This window comes from Streptomyces sp. NBC_01803 (assembly GCF_035917415.1).
Classification (GTDB): Bacteria; Actinomycetota; Actinomycetes; order Streptomycetales; family Streptomycetaceae; genus Streptomyces.
Genome location: NZ_CP109073.1, coordinates 4,912,514 through 4,927,659, shown reverse-complemented (window position 1 = coordinate 4,927,659; position 15,146 = coordinate 4,912,514). Strand labels below are relative to the sequence as shown.

At 75.0% G+C, this 15,146-nt stretch carries 16 protein-coding genes; 3 read left to right on the top strand and 13 right to left on the bottom strand.

The window, feature by feature from the left end; translation table 11 throughout:
- Nucleotides 1-41 precede the first annotated feature (41 nt).
- Nucleotides 42-1,373 carry a hypothetical protein gene (locus OIE51_RS22430; RefSeq protein WP_442811994.1) on the top strand — a complete coding sequence of 444 codons (1,332 nt, stop codon included), beginning with the start codon at nucleotides 42-44 and terminating at the stop codon, nucleotides 1,371-1,373.
- 312 nt (nucleotides 1,374-1,685) lie between these two features.
- Here the strand turns inward: OIE51_RS22430 and OIE51_RS22425 are convergent, their stop codons facing one another.
- The 3 genes from OIE51_RS22425 to OIE51_RS22415 are packed head-to-tail and all read right to left on the bottom strand — an operon-like array spanning nucleotide 1,686 to nucleotide 3,615.
- Nucleotides 1,686-2,315 carry a methyltransferase domain-containing protein gene (locus OIE51_RS22425; RefSeq protein ID WP_326599563.1) on the bottom strand — a complete coding sequence of 210 codons (630 nt, stop codon included), beginning with the start codon at nucleotides 2,313-2,315 and terminating at the stop codon, nucleotides 1,686-1,688.
- Nucleotides 2,312-2,953, bottom strand: a complete 642-nt coding sequence (locus OIE51_RS22420; protein ID WP_326599562.1) for a TIGR04282 family arsenosugar biosynthesis glycosyltransferase — start codon at nucleotides 2,951-2,953, stop codon at nucleotides 2,312-2,314. Before OIE51_RS22420 ends, OIE51_RS22425 begins: the two co-directional genes overlap by 4 nt.
- The gene (locus OIE51_RS22415; protein WP_326599561.1) at nucleotides 2,950-3,615 is read right to left on the bottom strand and encodes a glycosyltransferase family 2 protein; all 666 of its coding nucleotides are present in this window, start codon (nucleotides 3,613-3,615) and stop codon (nucleotides 2,950-2,952) included. The genes OIE51_RS22420 and OIE51_RS22415 overlap by 4 nt, the downstream gene beginning before the upstream one ends.
- Before the next feature lie 124 nt (nucleotides 3,616-3,739).
- On the opposite strand from OIE51_RS22415, the gene OIE51_RS22410 reads away from it, so the two are divergent.
- Together OIE51_RS22410 and OIE51_RS22405 are read left to right on the top strand one after the other, a co-directional pair.
- Nucleotides 3,740-4,462: a response regulator transcription factor gene (locus OIE51_RS22410; protein ID WP_326599559.1), complete on the top strand. Its 723-nt coding sequence runs from the start codon at nucleotides 3,740-3,742 to the stop codon at nucleotides 4,460-4,462.
- A 26-nt stretch (nucleotides 4,463-4,488) separates the two neighbouring features.
- Nucleotides 4,489-5,598, top strand: a complete 1,110-nt coding sequence (locus tag OIE51_RS22405; RefSeq protein WP_326600745.1) for a sensor histidine kinase — start codon at nucleotides 4,489-4,491, stop codon at nucleotides 5,596-5,598.
- A gap of 412 nt (nucleotides 5,599-6,010) precedes the next feature.
- On the opposite strand, the gene OIE51_RS22400 is transcribed toward OIE51_RS22405, so the two are convergent.
- From OIE51_RS22400 to OIE51_RS22355, 10 genes are all read right to left on the bottom strand, one after another.
- Complete coding sequence (locus OIE51_RS22400; RefSeq protein WP_326599558.1) at nucleotides 6,011-7,039, bottom strand: NAD-dependent epimerase/dehydratase family protein; 1,029 nt, start codon at nucleotides 7,037-7,039, stop codon at nucleotides 6,011-6,013.
- Nucleotides 7,040-7,092: 53 nt separating this feature from the next.
- Nucleotides 7,093-8,310 (bottom strand): DUF1266 domain-containing protein, encoded by a 1,218-nt coding sequence (locus tag OIE51_RS22395; RefSeq protein ID WP_326599557.1) that lies wholly within the window; start codon nucleotides 8,308-8,310, stop codon nucleotides 7,093-7,095.
- Nucleotides 8,311-8,389: 79 nt separating this feature from the next.
- The gene (gene trpA / locus OIE51_RS22390) at nucleotides 8,390-9,202 is read right to left on the bottom strand and encodes a tryptophan synthase subunit alpha (RefSeq protein WP_326599555.1); all 813 of its coding nucleotides are present in this window, start codon (nucleotides 9,200-9,202) and stop codon (nucleotides 8,390-8,392) included.
- Nucleotides 9,199-10,437: a tryptophan synthase subunit beta gene (gene trpB / locus OIE51_RS22385; protein ID WP_326599554.1), complete on the bottom strand. Its 1,239-nt coding sequence runs from the start codon at nucleotides 10,435-10,437 to the stop codon at nucleotides 9,199-9,201. The genes trpA and trpB overlap by 4 nt, the downstream gene beginning before the upstream one ends.
- Before the next feature lie 355 nt (nucleotides 10,438-10,792).
- The gene (trpM, locus tag OIE51_RS22380; protein ID WP_442811993.1) at nucleotides 10,793-10,975 is read right to left on the bottom strand and encodes a tryptophan biosynthesis modulator TrpM; all 183 of its coding nucleotides are present in this window, start codon (nucleotides 10,973-10,975) and stop codon (nucleotides 10,793-10,795) included.
- Between the two features lie 13 nt (nucleotides 10,976-10,988).
- A complete protein-coding gene (gene trpC, locus OIE51_RS22375; protein ID WP_326599550.1) occupies nucleotides 10,989-11,795 on the bottom strand; it encodes an indole-3-glycerol phosphate synthase TrpC in 807 nt (268 codons plus the stop codon).
- A gap of 94 nt (nucleotides 11,796-11,889) precedes the next feature.
- A complete protein-coding gene (locus OIE51_RS22370) occupies nucleotides 11,890-12,294 on the bottom strand; it encodes a DUF2752 domain-containing protein (RefSeq protein ID WP_326599549.1) in 405 nt (134 codons plus the stop codon).
- A gap of 10 nt (nucleotides 12,295-12,304) precedes the next feature.
- A complete protein-coding gene (locus OIE51_RS22365; RefSeq protein WP_326599548.1) occupies nucleotides 12,305-12,631 on the bottom strand; it encodes an HGxxPAAW family protein in 327 nt (108 codons plus the stop codon).
- A 347-nt stretch (nucleotides 12,632-12,978) separates the two neighbouring features.
- The gene (locus tag OIE51_RS22360; RefSeq protein ID WP_326600744.1) at nucleotides 12,979-13,590 is read right to left on the bottom strand and encodes a TIGR02234 family membrane protein; all 612 of its coding nucleotides are present in this window, start codon (nucleotides 13,588-13,590) and stop codon (nucleotides 12,979-12,981) included.
- A gap of 53 nt (nucleotides 13,591-13,643) precedes the next feature.
- Entirely contained in the window at nucleotides 13,644-15,146 is a 1,503-nt protein-coding gene (locus tag OIE51_RS22355) for an anthranilate synthase component I (protein WP_326599547.1), read from the bottom strand.

Here is a 15,146-nt window from a genome sequence, read left to right as displayed (position 1 = left end):
CCGCCCGGCGACGGCCGGTTACCGCCGTCCCGGCGCCTAGCGTGGGCGGGGTGAACGTACGGAAGTCCGCGTTTGGTCCGGTGGCGTTTGATCTGGTGGCGGCGGCGGTGGCGGCGCTGCTCTTCGCCGCGGCGGCGGTCGTCGGGGTCGCCGTCTACGACGAGGAGACGCTGTTCCTCGCCTGGCCGCCGATGTTCGCCCGCTGGGAGCCGCACACCGGGCCGGGCACCCCGTGCGCGCTGATCGTCGCCGGGCTGACCGTGCTCTACGGGCCGCCGCTGGCACGGCGGTTGCCGTGGCGGTGGGTGCCGCTCGCGGCGGCCGGGGCCTCGTTGGCGTGGATCTGGTCGCTGGCGCTGATCGACGGCTGGCGGCCCGGCATCTACGGCACGCTCGCCTACGGGCACGAGTATCTGACCGTGATGGACCGGATCGGCGGGGTCCACGACTTCCTGCGCACCTTCACCGACCACATCCCGACGGACGCGCCGGAGCGCTGGCCCGCGCACGTGGCCGGGCATCCGCCGGGCGCGACGCTGACGTTCGTCGCCCTGGACCGGATCGGGCTGTCCGGCGGCGGCTGGGCGACGACGTTCTGCATCACGGTCGCGGCGAGCGCGGCGGCGGCCGTGCTGGTCACCGTGCGGGCGGTGGCCGGGGAGGAAATGGCCCGCCGGGCCGCGCCGTTCATGGTGCCGGCGCCGGCCGCCGTGTGGCTGGGGGTGTCGGCGGACGCCTGGTTCACGGCGGTGGCGGCGTGGGCGCTGGCGTTGCTGGCGCTGGCCGCCACGCGGTCGGTGCGGGCGCCGCGCGGGGCGGCGTTCGGCTCGGGGCTGCTCTTCGGTCTGCTCCTGTATCTGTCGTACGGACTGGTGCTGATGGGGATCGTCGGCCTCGCGGTGCTGTTCCTCGCCCGGTCGTGGCGGCCGTTGCCGTGGCTGTTGCTGGGGATCGCGCCGTGGGTGGTGGCGTTCACGGCGGGCGGGTTCTGGTGGTTCGACGGCTACTTCACACTGGTCGACCGCTACCACGCGGGGGCGGGCGGCTACCGTCCCTACGAGTACTTCGTGTGGGCGAACCTGGCCGTCCAGGTCGCGTCGGTCGGCCTGGCGACGGCGGCCGGACTGCGCCGCGCCGCGCTGCGACCGTGGAACGCGCCGCTGACGGTGCTGGTCGGCTCCGCGCTGTGCGCGATGCTGGTCGCGGACGTGTCCGGGATGAGCAAGGCCGAAACGGAGCGGATCTGGCTGCCGTTCGCGCTCTGGCTGCTGCCCGCCGCCGCGCTGCTGCCGGAGCGGCACGCCCGGTGGTGGCTGACCGCGCAGGCGGTGCTGGCGTTCTCGGTCAACTCGCTGTGGATGACGCGGTGGTGAGGCGGACGGTGATCCGTTTCCGGGGACGCCTCACGACCCGCGCACGGCGGACGCTCGGGTCGGAGGGCCGGGGCGAACCGCCTCTTCGACGCCGCGGTCCAGGGCCGGGCCGGCTACCGGCTCGCGCTCGATGCCGGCGTCACCGGCCCGTGCGGTCACCCGCGCGAGTACGTCGCGTCGCGCGATGGCCGAGCGCCGGGCGGAAGCGATGAACGGCGCGGGCCGGCCCGCGCCACCGTGCCCCACGGTGGCGCCGGGCCCCGGCGGGGCACCGCGTTCCGGCCCCGGTCCCGGCACCGGTCCCGCGGACCCTCAGGCCCGCAACGCCACGAACGCCCGGCCGTCGACCGCCCACTGGCCGGCCGTCGTCCATCCTTCGGACGCGGCCCGCGTCCGCAGCGCCGTCGGACCGAGACGGGCCCAGGGGAACGCGGGGCCCAGCGGGCCGTCGCCCGCGTCGAGGCTGACGTCGAACCGTTCGTCCACCTCCGCCGTCGCGGCCTCGGCGATCAACAGACCGCTGGGCGCCAGCAGTTGACGGACGCGACGGAACAACGCGGCCGGGTCGCCACCGATCCCTATGTTGCCGTCCATCAACAGCACACTCCCCCACCAGCCTTCGGCGGGCAGGTTCTGGAACACCGAACGCAGCAGCGCCGATCCGCCCTCGCTGCGCGTGCGGGCCACGGCGGCCGGGGCCGTGTCGATGCCGAGGGCGGGACGCGCCGCGCGGGCCAGCGCGGTGACCATCCGGCCGGGACCGCAACCGATGTCGAGCACGCTGCCCGCGCACCGCGCCAGCACCGTGCGGTCGGCGGGATCCGGCCCGGCGCACCAGCGTTCCACGTCGAGCGGCAGCCGGCCGCCGTCGGCGCGGCGCAGGAACAGCGGTCCCCGGCCGGCGCGCAGGGCCGCCGCGTACGCGTCTCCGGACCAGGTCACCGGGTGACGCCTTCCCGCGACCCGAGCCGCGCGTACGCCGCGGCGAACCGGCCGCCGGGGGCCGCCTCCTTGACGATCGCGGCGGCGTCGGCGGCCGTGTCCATGTCCCGCAGCGGTGCCAAGTCCCGTACGTTCAGGCCCGCTTCGACGAGCCGTCGGCGCTGGGCCGCACCGGTGCCGGGCGTTGACATCGGCACGCCGAGGATCAGCTCCGGGCGCGGCTCGGCCAGGCCGAGCGCCCAGAAGCCGCCGTCGGCGGCCGGGCCGAACCAGGCGCGGCGCGCGGGCCACGCCCCGGGGCCGGTGGCGGGGGCCAGCAGCGCCGGGGTGAGCTGCGGGGTGTCCATGCCGACCAGCAGCGCGGGGCCGGCGCAGTGGGCGAAGGCGGCGGCGATGCGTTCGTCCAGTCCGCCCCCGGCCTGCGGCACCACGTCGTAGCCCACGGGCAGCCACGACCCCGGGCGCCCCGCCAGCACCAGCAGGCGGCGCGTGGCGGGGACGGCCAGCAGCGTCCGCAGGGTGTCGGCCAGCGCGGCTTCGGCGAGCAGCGCGGCCTCCCCGGGGGTGAACGGCGGCGTCAGCCGCGTCTTCACCCGGCCGGGCACCGGCTCCTTGGCGATGACGACGAGGGTGGTCATCTCAGCACCGCCCGCATGTCGTTGACCGCGTGCCACGTGCCGCGCCAGGTGCCGGTCACCTTGGAACGGCCGGTGCGCGGCCGGTAGGCGACCTCGGTCTCCTCGATGCGCCAGCCCCCGTCGGCGGCCCTGACCACCATCTCCAGCGGATATCCGCTGCGCCGGTCGGTGAGGCCGAGGCCGAGCAGGGCGGGGCGCCGGGCCACCCGCATCGGTCCGAGGTCGGAAAGCCGTACGCCGGTGCGGCGGCGCAGCATCCGCGACAGGGCGCGGTTGCCGAGCCGGGCGTGCAACGGCCAGGCGCCGCGCGCGGTGGGGCGCCGGCCGGCCAGCACCAGGTCGGCGGTGCCACCGAGCACCGGCTCGGCCACGCGCGGGAGTTCGGCCGGGTCGAGGGTGGCGTCGCAGTCGCAGAAGGCGACGAGGTCGGCCGTGGCGGCCAGCAGCCCGGCGTGGCAGGCGGCGCCGAAGCCGCGGCGGGGCTCGTGGACGACGCGGGCGCCGAGCCGTTCGGCGAGGGCGGCCGAACCGTCCGTGGACCCGTTGTCCACGACCACGGCCCGCCAGCCGTCCGGGACGCGGTCCAGCACCCAGGGCAGGGCCTCGGCCTCATTCAGGCAGGGCAACACCAGGTCACCCGTTGCATGCGGGGAGTTGGTCACGCCCCTTACTCTACGGAGACAAGCCGGGCATTCCAGGACACTGCTCCTTACGAAACCCTGACGTCGTCACCGGCCTGCCCGGCGCGCGACCCGCCGCCGCGCGCCGGGTGTGACACTCGGTCCCATGCCACCGCAGCCGCCGCCCCCCTCCCCGCGCGTCCTGGTCGTGGACGACGACCCGACCGTCACCGAGGTCGTCGCCGGCTATCTCGACCGGGCCGGCTTCACCGTCGACCGCGCCGCCGACGGCCCCGGCGCGCTGGCGCGGGCCGCCGCGAACCCGCCCGACCTCGTCGTGCTGGACCTGATGCTGCCCGGCCTGGACGGGCTGACGGTCTGCCGCAGGCTGCGCGAGGCGGGGCCGGTGCCCGTCCCGGTGGTGATGCTGACCGCGCGCGGAGACGAGGAGGACCGCGTCCTCGGTCTGGAGGTCGGCGCCGACGACTATGTGACCAAGCCGTTCAGCCCGCGCGAGCTCGTGCTGCGCGTCGCCTCGGTGCTGCGCAGGACGAACGGTCCACCGCCGGGACCGGCCGCTCCGGAGGCGGCCGAGCTGCGCGGCGGCGGCATCACGCTCGACCCGGTCGCGCGCGTCGCGTCCGACGGGCGGGGGCCGTTGCGGCTGACGCTGCGCGAATTCGACCTGTTGGCACACTTCTTGCGTCACCCGGGGCGGGCGTTCAGCCGGGAGGAGCTGATGTCCTCCGTCTGGGGCTGGGACTTCGGGGACCTGTCCACCGTTACGGTTCATGTGCGGCGGCTGCGCCACAAGGTGGAGACGGATCCGGCGAGCCCCCGGCTGATCACCACGGTGTGGGGCGTCGGCTACCGCTTCGACGGGGAGTGACGAGGGCGATGGGCCTGAATCAACTGCTGCGCGATTTCCCGCTGATCGCACTCTACGCGGCGGCCGGCGCGGCCGTCGCCGGAGTGGTGGGCGCGCTGGTGCTGGTGGCCGTGCGGCGCCGTTCGGTGGCCGTCTCGCTGGCGGTGCTGATCGCGGCGACCGTAGGCTCGCTGCTCGCCGGGACGCTGTCGGTCGCCTGGGCGATGTTCCTGTCCGCGCACGACCTGGCCGTCGTGGTCACCGTCTGCGCCGTGGGCGCCCTGGGGGCCGCCGTGACCGCGCTGCTGCTGGGCCGTTGGGTGATCGGGGCGCACCGGGCGCTGGAGCGGTCGGCGCGGGTGCTGGGCGAGGGCGGCCCGTTCACCGCGCCCGCCATTCCGATGCCCGCCGAACTCGCGTCGCTGGCCCAGCGGTTGGCCGACACCAGCGACCGGCTCGCGGCATCCCGGGAGCGGGAGCGGGCGCTTGAGTCCTCGCGGCGCGAGCTGGTCGCGTGGATCTCGCACGACCTGCGCTCCCCGCTGGCGGGCCTGCGCGCGATGGCCGAGGCGCTGGAGGACGGCATCGCGGAGGACCCCGACCGGTATCACCGGCAGATCCGGGGCGAGGTGGAGCGGCTGAGCGACATGGTCGGCGACCTGTTCGAGCTCTCCCGGGTCCAGGCGGGCTCGCTCACACTGACCCCGGCGCGGCTGTCCGTGTACGACCTGATCAGCGACGCCATCGCCGGCGCGGATCCACTGGCGCGGGAGCGCGGTGTGCTGCTGGCCGACGACGGGGTGGAGCCGCTGCCGGTGGAGGTGGACGGCAAGGAGATGAGCCGGGTGCTGGCCAATCTGCTGGTCAACGCGATCCGGCACACCCCGGCGGACGGGACGGTCGCGGTGGCGGCCAGCCGCCGGGCCGGCTCGGTCGTGCTCTCCGTGACCGACGGCTGCGGCGGCATCCCGGCCGAGGACCTGCCGCGCGTGTTCGACACCGGCTGGCGCGGGACGGACGCCCGGACGCCGCCCGCCGGGGCGGGGCTCGGCCTGGCGATCGTGCGCGGGATCGTGGAGGCGCACGCCGGGCGCACGGGGGTACGGAACGTGCCGGGTGGCTGCCGGTTCGAGGTCATCCTCCCGGCGGCGGGGTGACACCCCGGCGCGCCGCCGCCACGGTCCCCCCGTGCCACTGGACCTATCGCTCGCCGCCATCGAGGAGGCCGCGCGCGTCATCGACCCGGTCTTCCGGAACAGCCCGAAGGTCACGCTGCCGCCCCGGGGCGGTGCTGAAGCTGGAGACGCTCACCCCGGTGCGCTCCTTACACAGGGCGCGGCGGGGACTGGTTGGGCCGGTGCTCGGCGCCGGGCGAGGTGCCGGTCGGCGCCTCGGCGGGGAACCTCGGCCAGGGCGTGGCATACGAGGGGCGTGGCGTACGGGGCACGGCCTACGGGGCACGGCGGCCTCGCCTGAGGCGACGGCGGGCATCTCGCCCCCTCCTCACCGCGCCGGCCCCGCTCCCCCGTTGAGCCCCGGCCCAGGACCCGGCCGCGCGGGTGAACCGCCTTATCGTAGGGGCGACTTGGCGAAGCGGGTCATGCCCTTCTCGAAGTCCACCCGGGGACGCCAGTCCAGCTCGGCGCGGAGGCGGGCCGAGGAGGCCGTGATGTGGCGGACGTCGCCCAGCCGGTACGCGCCGGTGACCTTCGGCTCCGGACCGCCGAACGCCAGGGCCAGGGCGCGCGCCATCTCGCCGACCGTGTGCGGCTCGCCGCTGCCCGTGTTGTAGGTCCGCAGCGCGCCGACCGGTGCGTCGGCGAGCGCGACCAGGGCCGCCGCGTTGGCCGCCGCCACGTCCTCCACGTGGACGAAGTCCCGCCGCTGCGCGCCGTCCTCGAACACCCGGGGCGGCAGGCCGCGTTCCAGGGCCGAGCGGAAGAACGAGGCCACCCCGGCGTACGGGGTGTCACGCGGCATCCGGTCGCCGTACACGTTGTGGTACCGCAGGCTGATCGCCCGGCCGCCCGTCGAACGGGCCCAGGCGGCGGCCAGGTGCTCCTGCGCCAGCTTCGTCGTGGCGTAGACGTTGCGCGGGTCGGCCGGGGCGTCCTCCCCCACCAGCCCGGGGATCAACGCCGCGCCGCACTCGGGACACAGCGGCTCGAACCGGCCCGCCGCCAGGTCCTCGGGAGCGCGCGGGCCCGGCCGGACCCGGCCGTGGCGCGGGCAGTCGTACCGGCCCTCGCCGTAGACCACCATCGACCCGGCCAGCACCAGAGCGCCCACCCCCGCGTCCGCCATCGCGGCCAGCAGCAGTGCCGTTCCGTGGTCGTTGACGCTCACATAGTCAGGCGCGTCCGCGAAGTCCTTGCCCAGACCGACCTTCGCGGCCTGGTGGCACACCGCGTCCACGCCCCGCAACGCCCGCGCGAGCGCCCCGGCGTCGCGGATGTCGGCGCGCGTCCACGCGATGTCCGGCCCCGGCGGCTCCGGTGGGCTGATGTCGAACACGGACGGCTGATGGCCCCGGACCAGCAGCTCCGCCACGACATGCGATCCGATGAACCCGGCTCCGCCGGTGACCAGTACGCGCATGACGCCACGCTAGCCAGCCCGCGCGCCGCAGCGGGGCAGGCGCGGCGCGGCCGTCAGTGTTCCGTAAGATCCGCCGGGGACTGCTCCCACGGCACGCTCAGCCACGGACTGTCCGGCTCGGTGCTCAGGATCTGATACACGGTCACCATGTCCGTGTACCAGTCGCCGAACTCCTCGCTGTCGAAGTGCAGACAGCGGCCCAGCACGAAGCCGACCGCGAACTCCGCCCACGACCGGTACACCTGGCGGCCGGCGTCGCCCACCCGCAGCAACGCCCGCTCGGTCTCGTCCCGTTCGCCGTACCGGGCGCCCAGCCCCCAGCGGGCCAGGCAGGAGGCACGACCGAAGTCCCAGGCCATGACGGAACGGACGCAGGTGTCGGCGTCGAGCAGGCCGTCGGCGCGGAAGCGAGCCTCGTACCGCAGCACGCGGCCGATCAGCTCCCGCACCAGCTCGATGTCCGCGTCCAGGTCGAACTCCGGCGGCTTGCCGGTCTGGTCCACGACCTCGGCGGTCCGGGACACCAACACCCGCTCCGCCGTGTCGCGCCAGTGCGCCGCCTCCGGCATCGCGCCATACTCCAGGATCAGCGCCTGCCGCACCCGCAGCACGAACTCCCAAGCCGGGGAGACGACTTCACCGTTGAGCAGCCGCTCGACGGTCTCCACCCACTCGGCCCGCCCAGTGACGCTCCACCACTTCCGCAGCAGCTCCTTCTCCTCGGTGTAGCCGCCCCACTGCCAGCCGAGGTGATTCCAGATCGAGCCGTTGTTCACCAGCAGCATCGCGCCGCACGCCATGCCGTGCGCGAGCGGGCCGTGCCGGTCGCCCGTCCACAGTGTCTTCAACTGCCGCTCGGCGGGCGGATTCTTGGCGTGCCGCTTCCAGCGCTTGGGATCGGCCGGGAGGAACGTCTCGACCGGAGTGCCCGGGTTGACCGCGAGCCAGCGCACGGACTTGGGCCAGACCTTGGCCAGCGACCGCAGATCGCTGCGCTCGAAGATGTGGTCCCCGACCGGCGGCGCCAGCATGCCGCGCGTGAAGACGGCCAGCGCCAACCCGTCGAACTTCGGGTCGCGGAACGGCCGGAACGGGATGCTGCCGGGCACGGCGTCCATCAGCTCACGGGACATCGGGAAGTAGAGGTCCGTGCCGGCCAGGATGTCGAAGAACGTGGGCCAGTTCTCGCTGTTCCCCGCGTCGTACAGGCCCTGTTCCACGCTTGTCGGCGCCTGCCACGGGGCGCTCCCCGTGGCCCCCTGAATCCCCATGGCCACGACTGTAGCGGGCGCGGCACCCCGGCCGGTACGCAGCGCGTACCGGCCGGAACGCCTCCCCACGCCGCGAGCGTCAGCGCCGGGTGCCGGCCGCCAGCTCGGCGGCCAGCGACCGCAGCGCCGCCAGCCCGGCCCCCTCGTCGTCCGGGTGGTCCAGCAGCCGCTGGACGAACGCCGATCCGACGATCACGCCGTCCGCGAACGCGGCGACCTCCGCCGCCTGCCGGGCGTTGGACACGCCGAGCCCCACGCACACCGGCAGCTCGGTGATCCCCCGCACGCGCCCGACCAGGTCCGCCGCCTCCCGGCCGACGGACTCCCTGGTGCCGGTGACACCCATCAGCGACGCGGCGTACACGAAGCCGCTGCCCGCCGCCGTGATGTCCGCGATCCGCGCGTCCTTGCTGCTCGGCGCGACGACGAACACCGTCGCCAGGCCGTGCCGTTCGGCCGCCTTCCGCCACGCCTCGGACTCCTCGACCGGCAGGTCCGGCAGGATGCAGCCCGCGCCGCCCGCCTCGGCCAGTTCGGCGGCGAACCGCTCGGGCCCGTACCGGTCCACCGGGTTCCAGTACGTCATGCACAGCACCGGGACGCCGGTCGCCGCGCGCACCTCGCGCACGGTGCGCAGCACGCCGGAGATCCTGATCCCGCCGCGCAGCGCGATGTCGTCGGCCGTCTGGATCACCGGGCCGTCCAGCACCGGGTCGCTGTGCGGCAGGCCGATCTCGATGATGTCGCAGCCGCCCTCCACCATCGCCGTCACGGCCCGGATGCCGCCCTCCAGAGTGGGGAACCCGGCCGGGAAGTACCCGATGAGGGCGGCCCGGTTCTCGTCCCGGGCCGCCGCCAGCACGGCGCCGAGCGCCCGCGCGTTGCCGCTCACTGGTTTCCTCCGTCGTCGTAGAGCCCGAAGTAGCGGGCGGCGGTGTCCATGTCCTTGTCACCCCGGCCGGAGAGGTTGACCACGATCAGGCCGTCCGGGCCCAGCTCGCGGCCCACGTCCAGGGCGCCGGCCAGCGCGTGGGCGCTCTCGATGGCCGGGATGATGCCCTCGGCGCGCGACAGCAGCCGCAGCGCCCGCATCGCCTCGTCGTCCGTGACCGGGCGGTACTCGCCGCGGCCGAGGTCCTTCAAATAGGCGTGCTCGGGGCCGATGCCGGGGTAGTCGAGACCGGCGGAGATGGAATACGGCTCGGTGATCTGGCCCTCGTCGTCCTGGAGGACGTAGGACCGCGAGCCGTGCAGGATGCCGGGCTCGCCCGCGGTGAGGGTCGCGGCGTGCTCGCCGGAGTCGACGCCGTGTCCGGCGGCCTCGCAACCGACGAGGCGGACGTGCTCGTCCGGGATGAACGCGTGGAACAGGCCGATCGCGTTCGACCCGCCGCCCACGCACGCCACGACCGCGTCGGGCAGCCGCCCGGCCCGCTCCAGGATCTGGCGGCGGGCCTCGACGCCGATGACGCGGTGGAAGTCGCGCACCAGGGTGGGGAACGGGTGCGGCCCGGCGACCGTGCCGAACAGGTAGTGCGTGCGGTCGACGTTGGCGACCCAGTCGCGGAACGCCTCGTTGATCGCGTCCTTCAGGGTGCGGCTGCCGGAGGTGACCGGGATGACCTCGGCGCCGAGCATGCGCATCCGGGCCACGTTCAGCGCCTGACGCTGGGTGTCGATCTCGCCCATGTAGATGGTGCAGTCGAGGCCGAACAGGGCGCAGGCGGTGGCGGTGGCGACGCCGTGCTGGCCGGCGCCGGTCTCCGCGATGACCCGGGTCTTGCCCATCCGGCGGGTGAGGAGGGCTTGCCCCAGCACGTTGTTGATCTTGTGGGAGCCGGTGTGGTTGAGGTCTTCCCGCTTGAGGAAGACGCGCGCGCCGCCCGCCTGCTCGGCGAAGCGCGGGACCTCGGTGAGCGGGCTGGGCCGACCGGTGTAGTGGACGAGCAGCTCGTCCAGCTCGGTGGCGAAGGCCGGGTCGGTCTTGGCCTTCTCGTACTCGGCGGCGACCTCCTCGACGGCGGCCCGCAGGGCCTCGGGGATGAACGTGCCGCCGAAATCGCCGAAGTATCCCCCGGCGTTGGGGACTTTGCCCTCAGGGTCGGGAAAGAAGTGCTGTGCGGACATCGGGTGCCTTTCGGGCGTGATGACAGGAGAGGAGCTGGGGGCGCGGGCGGACGCGGCTGCCCGTCCGGGGGCCGGCGCGGTCCGGCACCCGGGCCGGACCGTACGGCCGCCACCGGCCACGGTCACGCACCGGCACGGCGACACGGCGACTCGGCGACACGGTGAACGCGGACAGACGGCGGACACGCCCGACGGACCACCGGCCAGGGCGAACCGGGGACACCGTCCGGACCGACCCGGCATGACTCACCGGGACGTGAACGCGCCACCCGTGCGCCGACACGGCGGACAGACAGGGCTCGGCGCCACCGGCCGGGCCGGTGCACCGCCGACGGCCGACGCCCGCGCCGCGCGCCTACCGGCCGGGGCGGACCAGGGCGTGGGGCGTGGCGGCGTGGGCCGCGGGCCGGGCGCGCCATCGGCGACCGTTGATCTGGCCGGGCTCACAGCCGATGTGATAGCGCACGCGGCGGCCCAGCACACGCCGGGCGGGGGCACGGCAGCCGCGTGGCCGCGTGCCTCGGAACGGATTCCGCACCGCGCGCACGGGCTCAGCGCCCCTGGCGCAGGGCCGGGTGGGCGCCCGCGGCGACCAGGTCGGCCACGGCGGCGCGCGGGTCGCGGCCGGTCACCAGGGACTCACCGACCAGGACGGCGTCGGCGCCGTCGTTGGCGTAGGCGATCAGGTCGTGCGGCCCGCGCACGCCCGACTCCGCGATCTTGACGATGTGGTCGGGGATCTCCGGGGCGACCCGGGCGAAGGTGGAACGGTCCACCTGGAGCGTCCTCAGATCCCGCGCGTTGACCCCGATGACCTTGGCGCCGGCGTCGACCGCGCGCCGCGCCTCTTCCTCGTCGTGCGCCTCGACCAGCGGCGTGAGCCCGATGGACTCGGCCCGCTCCACGAGCGAGACGAGGGCCTCCTGCTCCAGCGCCGCGACGATCAGGAGCACCAGGTCCGCGCCGTACGCGCGGGCCTCCCAGAGCTGGTAGGAGGTGACGATGAAGTCCTTCCGCAGCAGCGGGACGTCCACCCGGGCCCGGACGGCGGCCAGGTCCTCCAGGGAGCCGCCGAAGCGCCGGCCTTCCGTCAGCACGGAGATCGCCGCCGCGCCGCCCGCCTCGTAGTCGGAGGCGAGCCCGGCGGGATCGGCGATGGCGGCCAGGGCGCCCTTGGACGGGCTGGACCGCTTGACCTCGCAGATCACGGTGACGCTGTCGCCCTTGAGCGCGGCCACCCCGTCCTTGCTCCGCGGGGCCTTCGCGGCGGACTCCTTGAGCTCGTCGAGGCTCACCCGCGCCTGCCGCTCGGCGAGGTCCGCGCGGACTCCCTCGATGATCTCGTCGAGCACACTCACGCGACCGGCCCCTTCCTGTCTGGTCCGGCGACCAGACCCCATGATGGTATCCGCCAAACGGCGGAGCGTTCGCATCCACCTGTCAAGCCGCTGGTCAGGGGACTAGGAAGGCGCCGAACGGGAGGTTTCTCACCACCGTGAACACCACGAGCGCCCCGCCGAGCGCCCATCCGTGCGCCGGCCGCGCGGCCGGGATGATCGCCGCGCCGCGCCACGCCGACACCAGCCACACCACCAGCCCCACGGCCAGGGCCGCGAGCCCGGCGACGGCGGGCGCGTTGGCGCTCAGCGCGCCCGCCAAGTCGCCGTGGGCCAGGGCGTGGGCGCTGCGCAGCCCGCCGCAGCCGGGGCAGTACAGACCGGTGAGCGCCAGGACCGGACAGGCCGGGTAGTGCCCCGGCTCGTGGGGGTCGACGGCCGCCACCCAGCCGAACGCCGCGCCCGCGGCGGCCAGAGCCGCCAGCGGCGCGACAGCCGGGGAGAGCGGACGCCCGGACAAGGGCCGCGTGTCAGCCGCTGACGGCCGACTGCTCCGACTCGGGCGAGGTGGCCGGCGCGGGCACGCCGTCCTTGCCAACGGTGGCGCCCGCGGCCTCGGCCTGCGCCGCGGCCTTCCGCGCCGGGGTGGCGTGCGGCTGAGCCGGCGGCTGGCCATACCCCATGGCCCGCAGCACCAGGCCGACGACTCCACCGAGGCCGACGACGACCCCACCGGCCGCGACGCCCAGCGGCTCGGCCAGCACCGTGTAGGCGCCGCCGATACCGAACCCGATGAAGGCGATGACGACACCGGTCCAGGCGGCCGGAGAGTTTCCGTGGTGGTAAGGGCCCGGCATGTGTGTGCTCCTCGTCGGTCAGGATTCGCGGACGCGCTGCCTCAGCGCACCCTCCGCCATTGTGGCAGGCCGCTCCGACAGTCCCGGCCGGGGTCCCACGTCTGCTTCACCACAGAACCCGTCCGGCCGGGCGCGGGGCTCAGGCGTGTTGTCCCGCGCGTTCCCGCCCGGGCGGGAACGGGCCCGCGTCGCCGAATCGCGGGAGCACGACCCCGAGCACGACCCCGAGCACGAATCGCGGGCACGACCCCGAGCACGACCCCGAGCACGAGCGCGCTCCGGCGCCTCGCCCCCCCGGGGGGCGAGGGGAGCCGCGCGCTGATCCGACGGGACTGGTCAGCCCCGGCCTAGGTCGGGTCCTCGCCCCGGTCCAGGGCGCGCCAGATGTCCTCCGGCCGGTCGTCCGGATCGCCGGCGGCGACGCCCCCGGCGCCCCCCTCACGCGCGCCCGCCGGGCGCCGGGCCGATCGCTCGTACCGGCCGGACATCGCCGGCCACTGCTGCCCGTAGCTCAGCGCCAGCAGCCCGGCGCACAGCAGCAGCAACCCGCCCAGCGCCGAGAACCACGGCCAGCCGGTGTGGCTGACGCCCGTGACGGCGGCCCGCGTGAGGCCCATCGCCTCGGCCGCGTTCGACTCCAGCGCCTCGGTGTCCCCGGAACCGAGCAACGCCGCGCCGATCGCCCCGGCACCACTGAGGGCCAGCACCGACGAGACGACCGCCCGGCCGGTGCGGCGCACCGCGAAGACCGCGACCAGGGACGCGAGGCCGACCAGGGCCAGCGCGCTGGGCAGGCCGGAGACGGCGCTGCCGCTCGCGGTCACCGGCAGCTCCGCGCCGGAGACGGCCGTCTCGCCCTCGCCCCAGGTCTGTCCCGCCGAGATCAGGACGACGGTGGCCCCCGCCGCGCCGCTGAGCAGCGCCACGGCGAGCGTGCGGCGGGTCGTTCCGGGGCTGATCCCCGTGCTGTCGGCGCGGTCAGGGCCGTCGGCGGGGTCGGCGGGGTCGGGAGTCACCCGTCCACGCTACCGCGCAGTTTGCCCGCCGTGGCCACCGCCCTCAGAACGGCCGCGGCCTTGTTCCGGCACTCGGTGTCCTCCGCGACCGGGTCGGAGTCGGCCACCACCCCGGCCCCGGCCTGCACATACGCCACGCCGTCGCGCAGCACGGCGGTGCGGATGGCGATGGCCGTGTCCGCGTCGCCCGCGAAGTCGAGATAGCCGACGCAGCCGCCGTAGACGCCGCGCCGGGTCGGCTCCAGCTCCTCGATGATCTGCAGGGCCCGGGGCTTGGGGGCGCCGGAGAGGGTGCCGGCCGGGAAGCAGGCGGTGAGCGTGTCGAAGGCGGTGCGGCCGGCGGCCAGCCGTCCGGTGACGGTGGACACGATGTGCATCACGTGGCTGTAGCGCTCGATCGACATGAAGTCGACCACCTCGACGCTGCCGGGGGCGCAGACGCGGCCGAGGTCGTTGCGCCCGAGGTCGACCAGCATCAGGTGCTCGGCGCGCTCCTTGGGGTCGGCCAGCAGCTCCTCGCCGAGCGCCGCGTCCTCCTGCGGGGTCGTGCCGCGCGGCCGGGTGCCGGCGATGGGGTGGAGCATGGCGTGGCCGTCCTCCACCTTGACCAGCGCCTCCGGACTGGAGCCGACGATGTCGCAGTGCTCGAAGCGCAGCAGGTACATGTACGGGCTGGGGTTGGTGGCGCGCAGCACGCGGTAGACGTCCAGGGCGCTCGCCGGGCAGGGCGTCTGGAAGCGCTGGGAGGGCACGACCTGGAAGGCGTCGCCGGCCCGGATGTACTCCTTCACCGTCTCGACGGCCCGCTGGTAGTCGGGGCCGCCCCAGCGCCCCTCGTAGGGCGGCAGCTCGGCGGGCGGCAGGGCGGTGACCGGGACGGCGGGGGCGGGCCGGGCGAGATCGGCGGTCATGGCGTCGAGCCGGGCGACGGCGTCGGCCCACGCCTCGTCCACGCCGGTCTCCAGATCGTTGTGGTTTATGGCGTTGGCGATCAGCAGCACCGTGCCGTCGCGGTGGTCGAGGACCGCGAGGTCGGAGGCGAGCATCAGGGTGAGCTCGGGCAGGCCGAGATCGTCCTCGGTGCTGTCGCCGATCGACTCCAGGCGGCGGACGATGTCGTACCCGAGATACCCGACCATGCCGCCGGTGAAGGGCGGGAGGCCGGGCGAGCGCGGGGTGTGCAGGGCCTGGAGCGTCTGGCGCAGCACGTCCAGCGGGTCGCCGGCGGTGGGCACGGAGACGGGCGGGCTGCCCAGCCAGTGCGCGAGGCCGTCCCGGACGGTGAGCGTGGCGACACTGCGCACGCCGACGAAGGAGTAACGGGACCAGGTGCGGCCGTTCTCGGCGGACTCCAGCAGGAACGTGCCGGTGCGCTCGCCCGCCAGCTTCCGGTACAGCCCGATCGGGGTGTCGCCGTCGGCGAGGAGGCGGCGGGTGACCGGGATGACCCGGCGGTCCTTGGCGAGGACCCGGAAGCGCTCAAGGTCTGGCGTCGTCAT

What these genes read in the sequence shown, in the direction of transcription:
- OIE51_RS22400 (WP_326599558.1), bottom strand. Translation starts at nt 7,039, where the DNA reads ATGCGCGTACTGGTCACCGGCGGAGCCGGGTTCATCGGATCGCATGTC.
- OIE51_RS22395 (WP_326599557.1), bottom strand. Translation starts at nt 8,310, where the DNA reads ATGGGGATTCAGGGGGCCACGGGGAGCGCCCCGTGGCAGGCGCCGACA.
- OIE51_RS22420 (WP_326599562.1), bottom strand. Translation starts at nt 2,953, where the DNA reads ATGACCACCCTCGTCGTCATCGCCAAGGAGCCGGTGCCCGGCCGGGTG.
- trpB (WP_326599554.1), bottom strand. Translation starts at nt 10,437, where the DNA reads ATGTCCGCACAGCACTTCTTTCCCGACCCTGAGGGCAAAGTCCCCAAC.
- OIE51_RS22410 (WP_326599559.1), top strand. Translation starts at nt 3,740, where the DNA reads ATGCCACCGCAGCCGCCGCCCCCCTCCCCGCGCGTCCTGGTCGTGGAC.
- OIE51_RS22365 (WP_326599548.1), bottom strand. Translation starts at nt 12,631, where the DNA reads ATGCCGGGCCCTTACCACCACGGAAACTCTCCGGCCGCCTGGACCGGT.
- OIE51_RS22355 (WP_326599547.1), bottom strand. Translation starts at nt 15,146, where the DNA reads ATGACGACGCCAGACCTTGAGCGCTTCCGGGTCCTCGCCAAGGACCGC.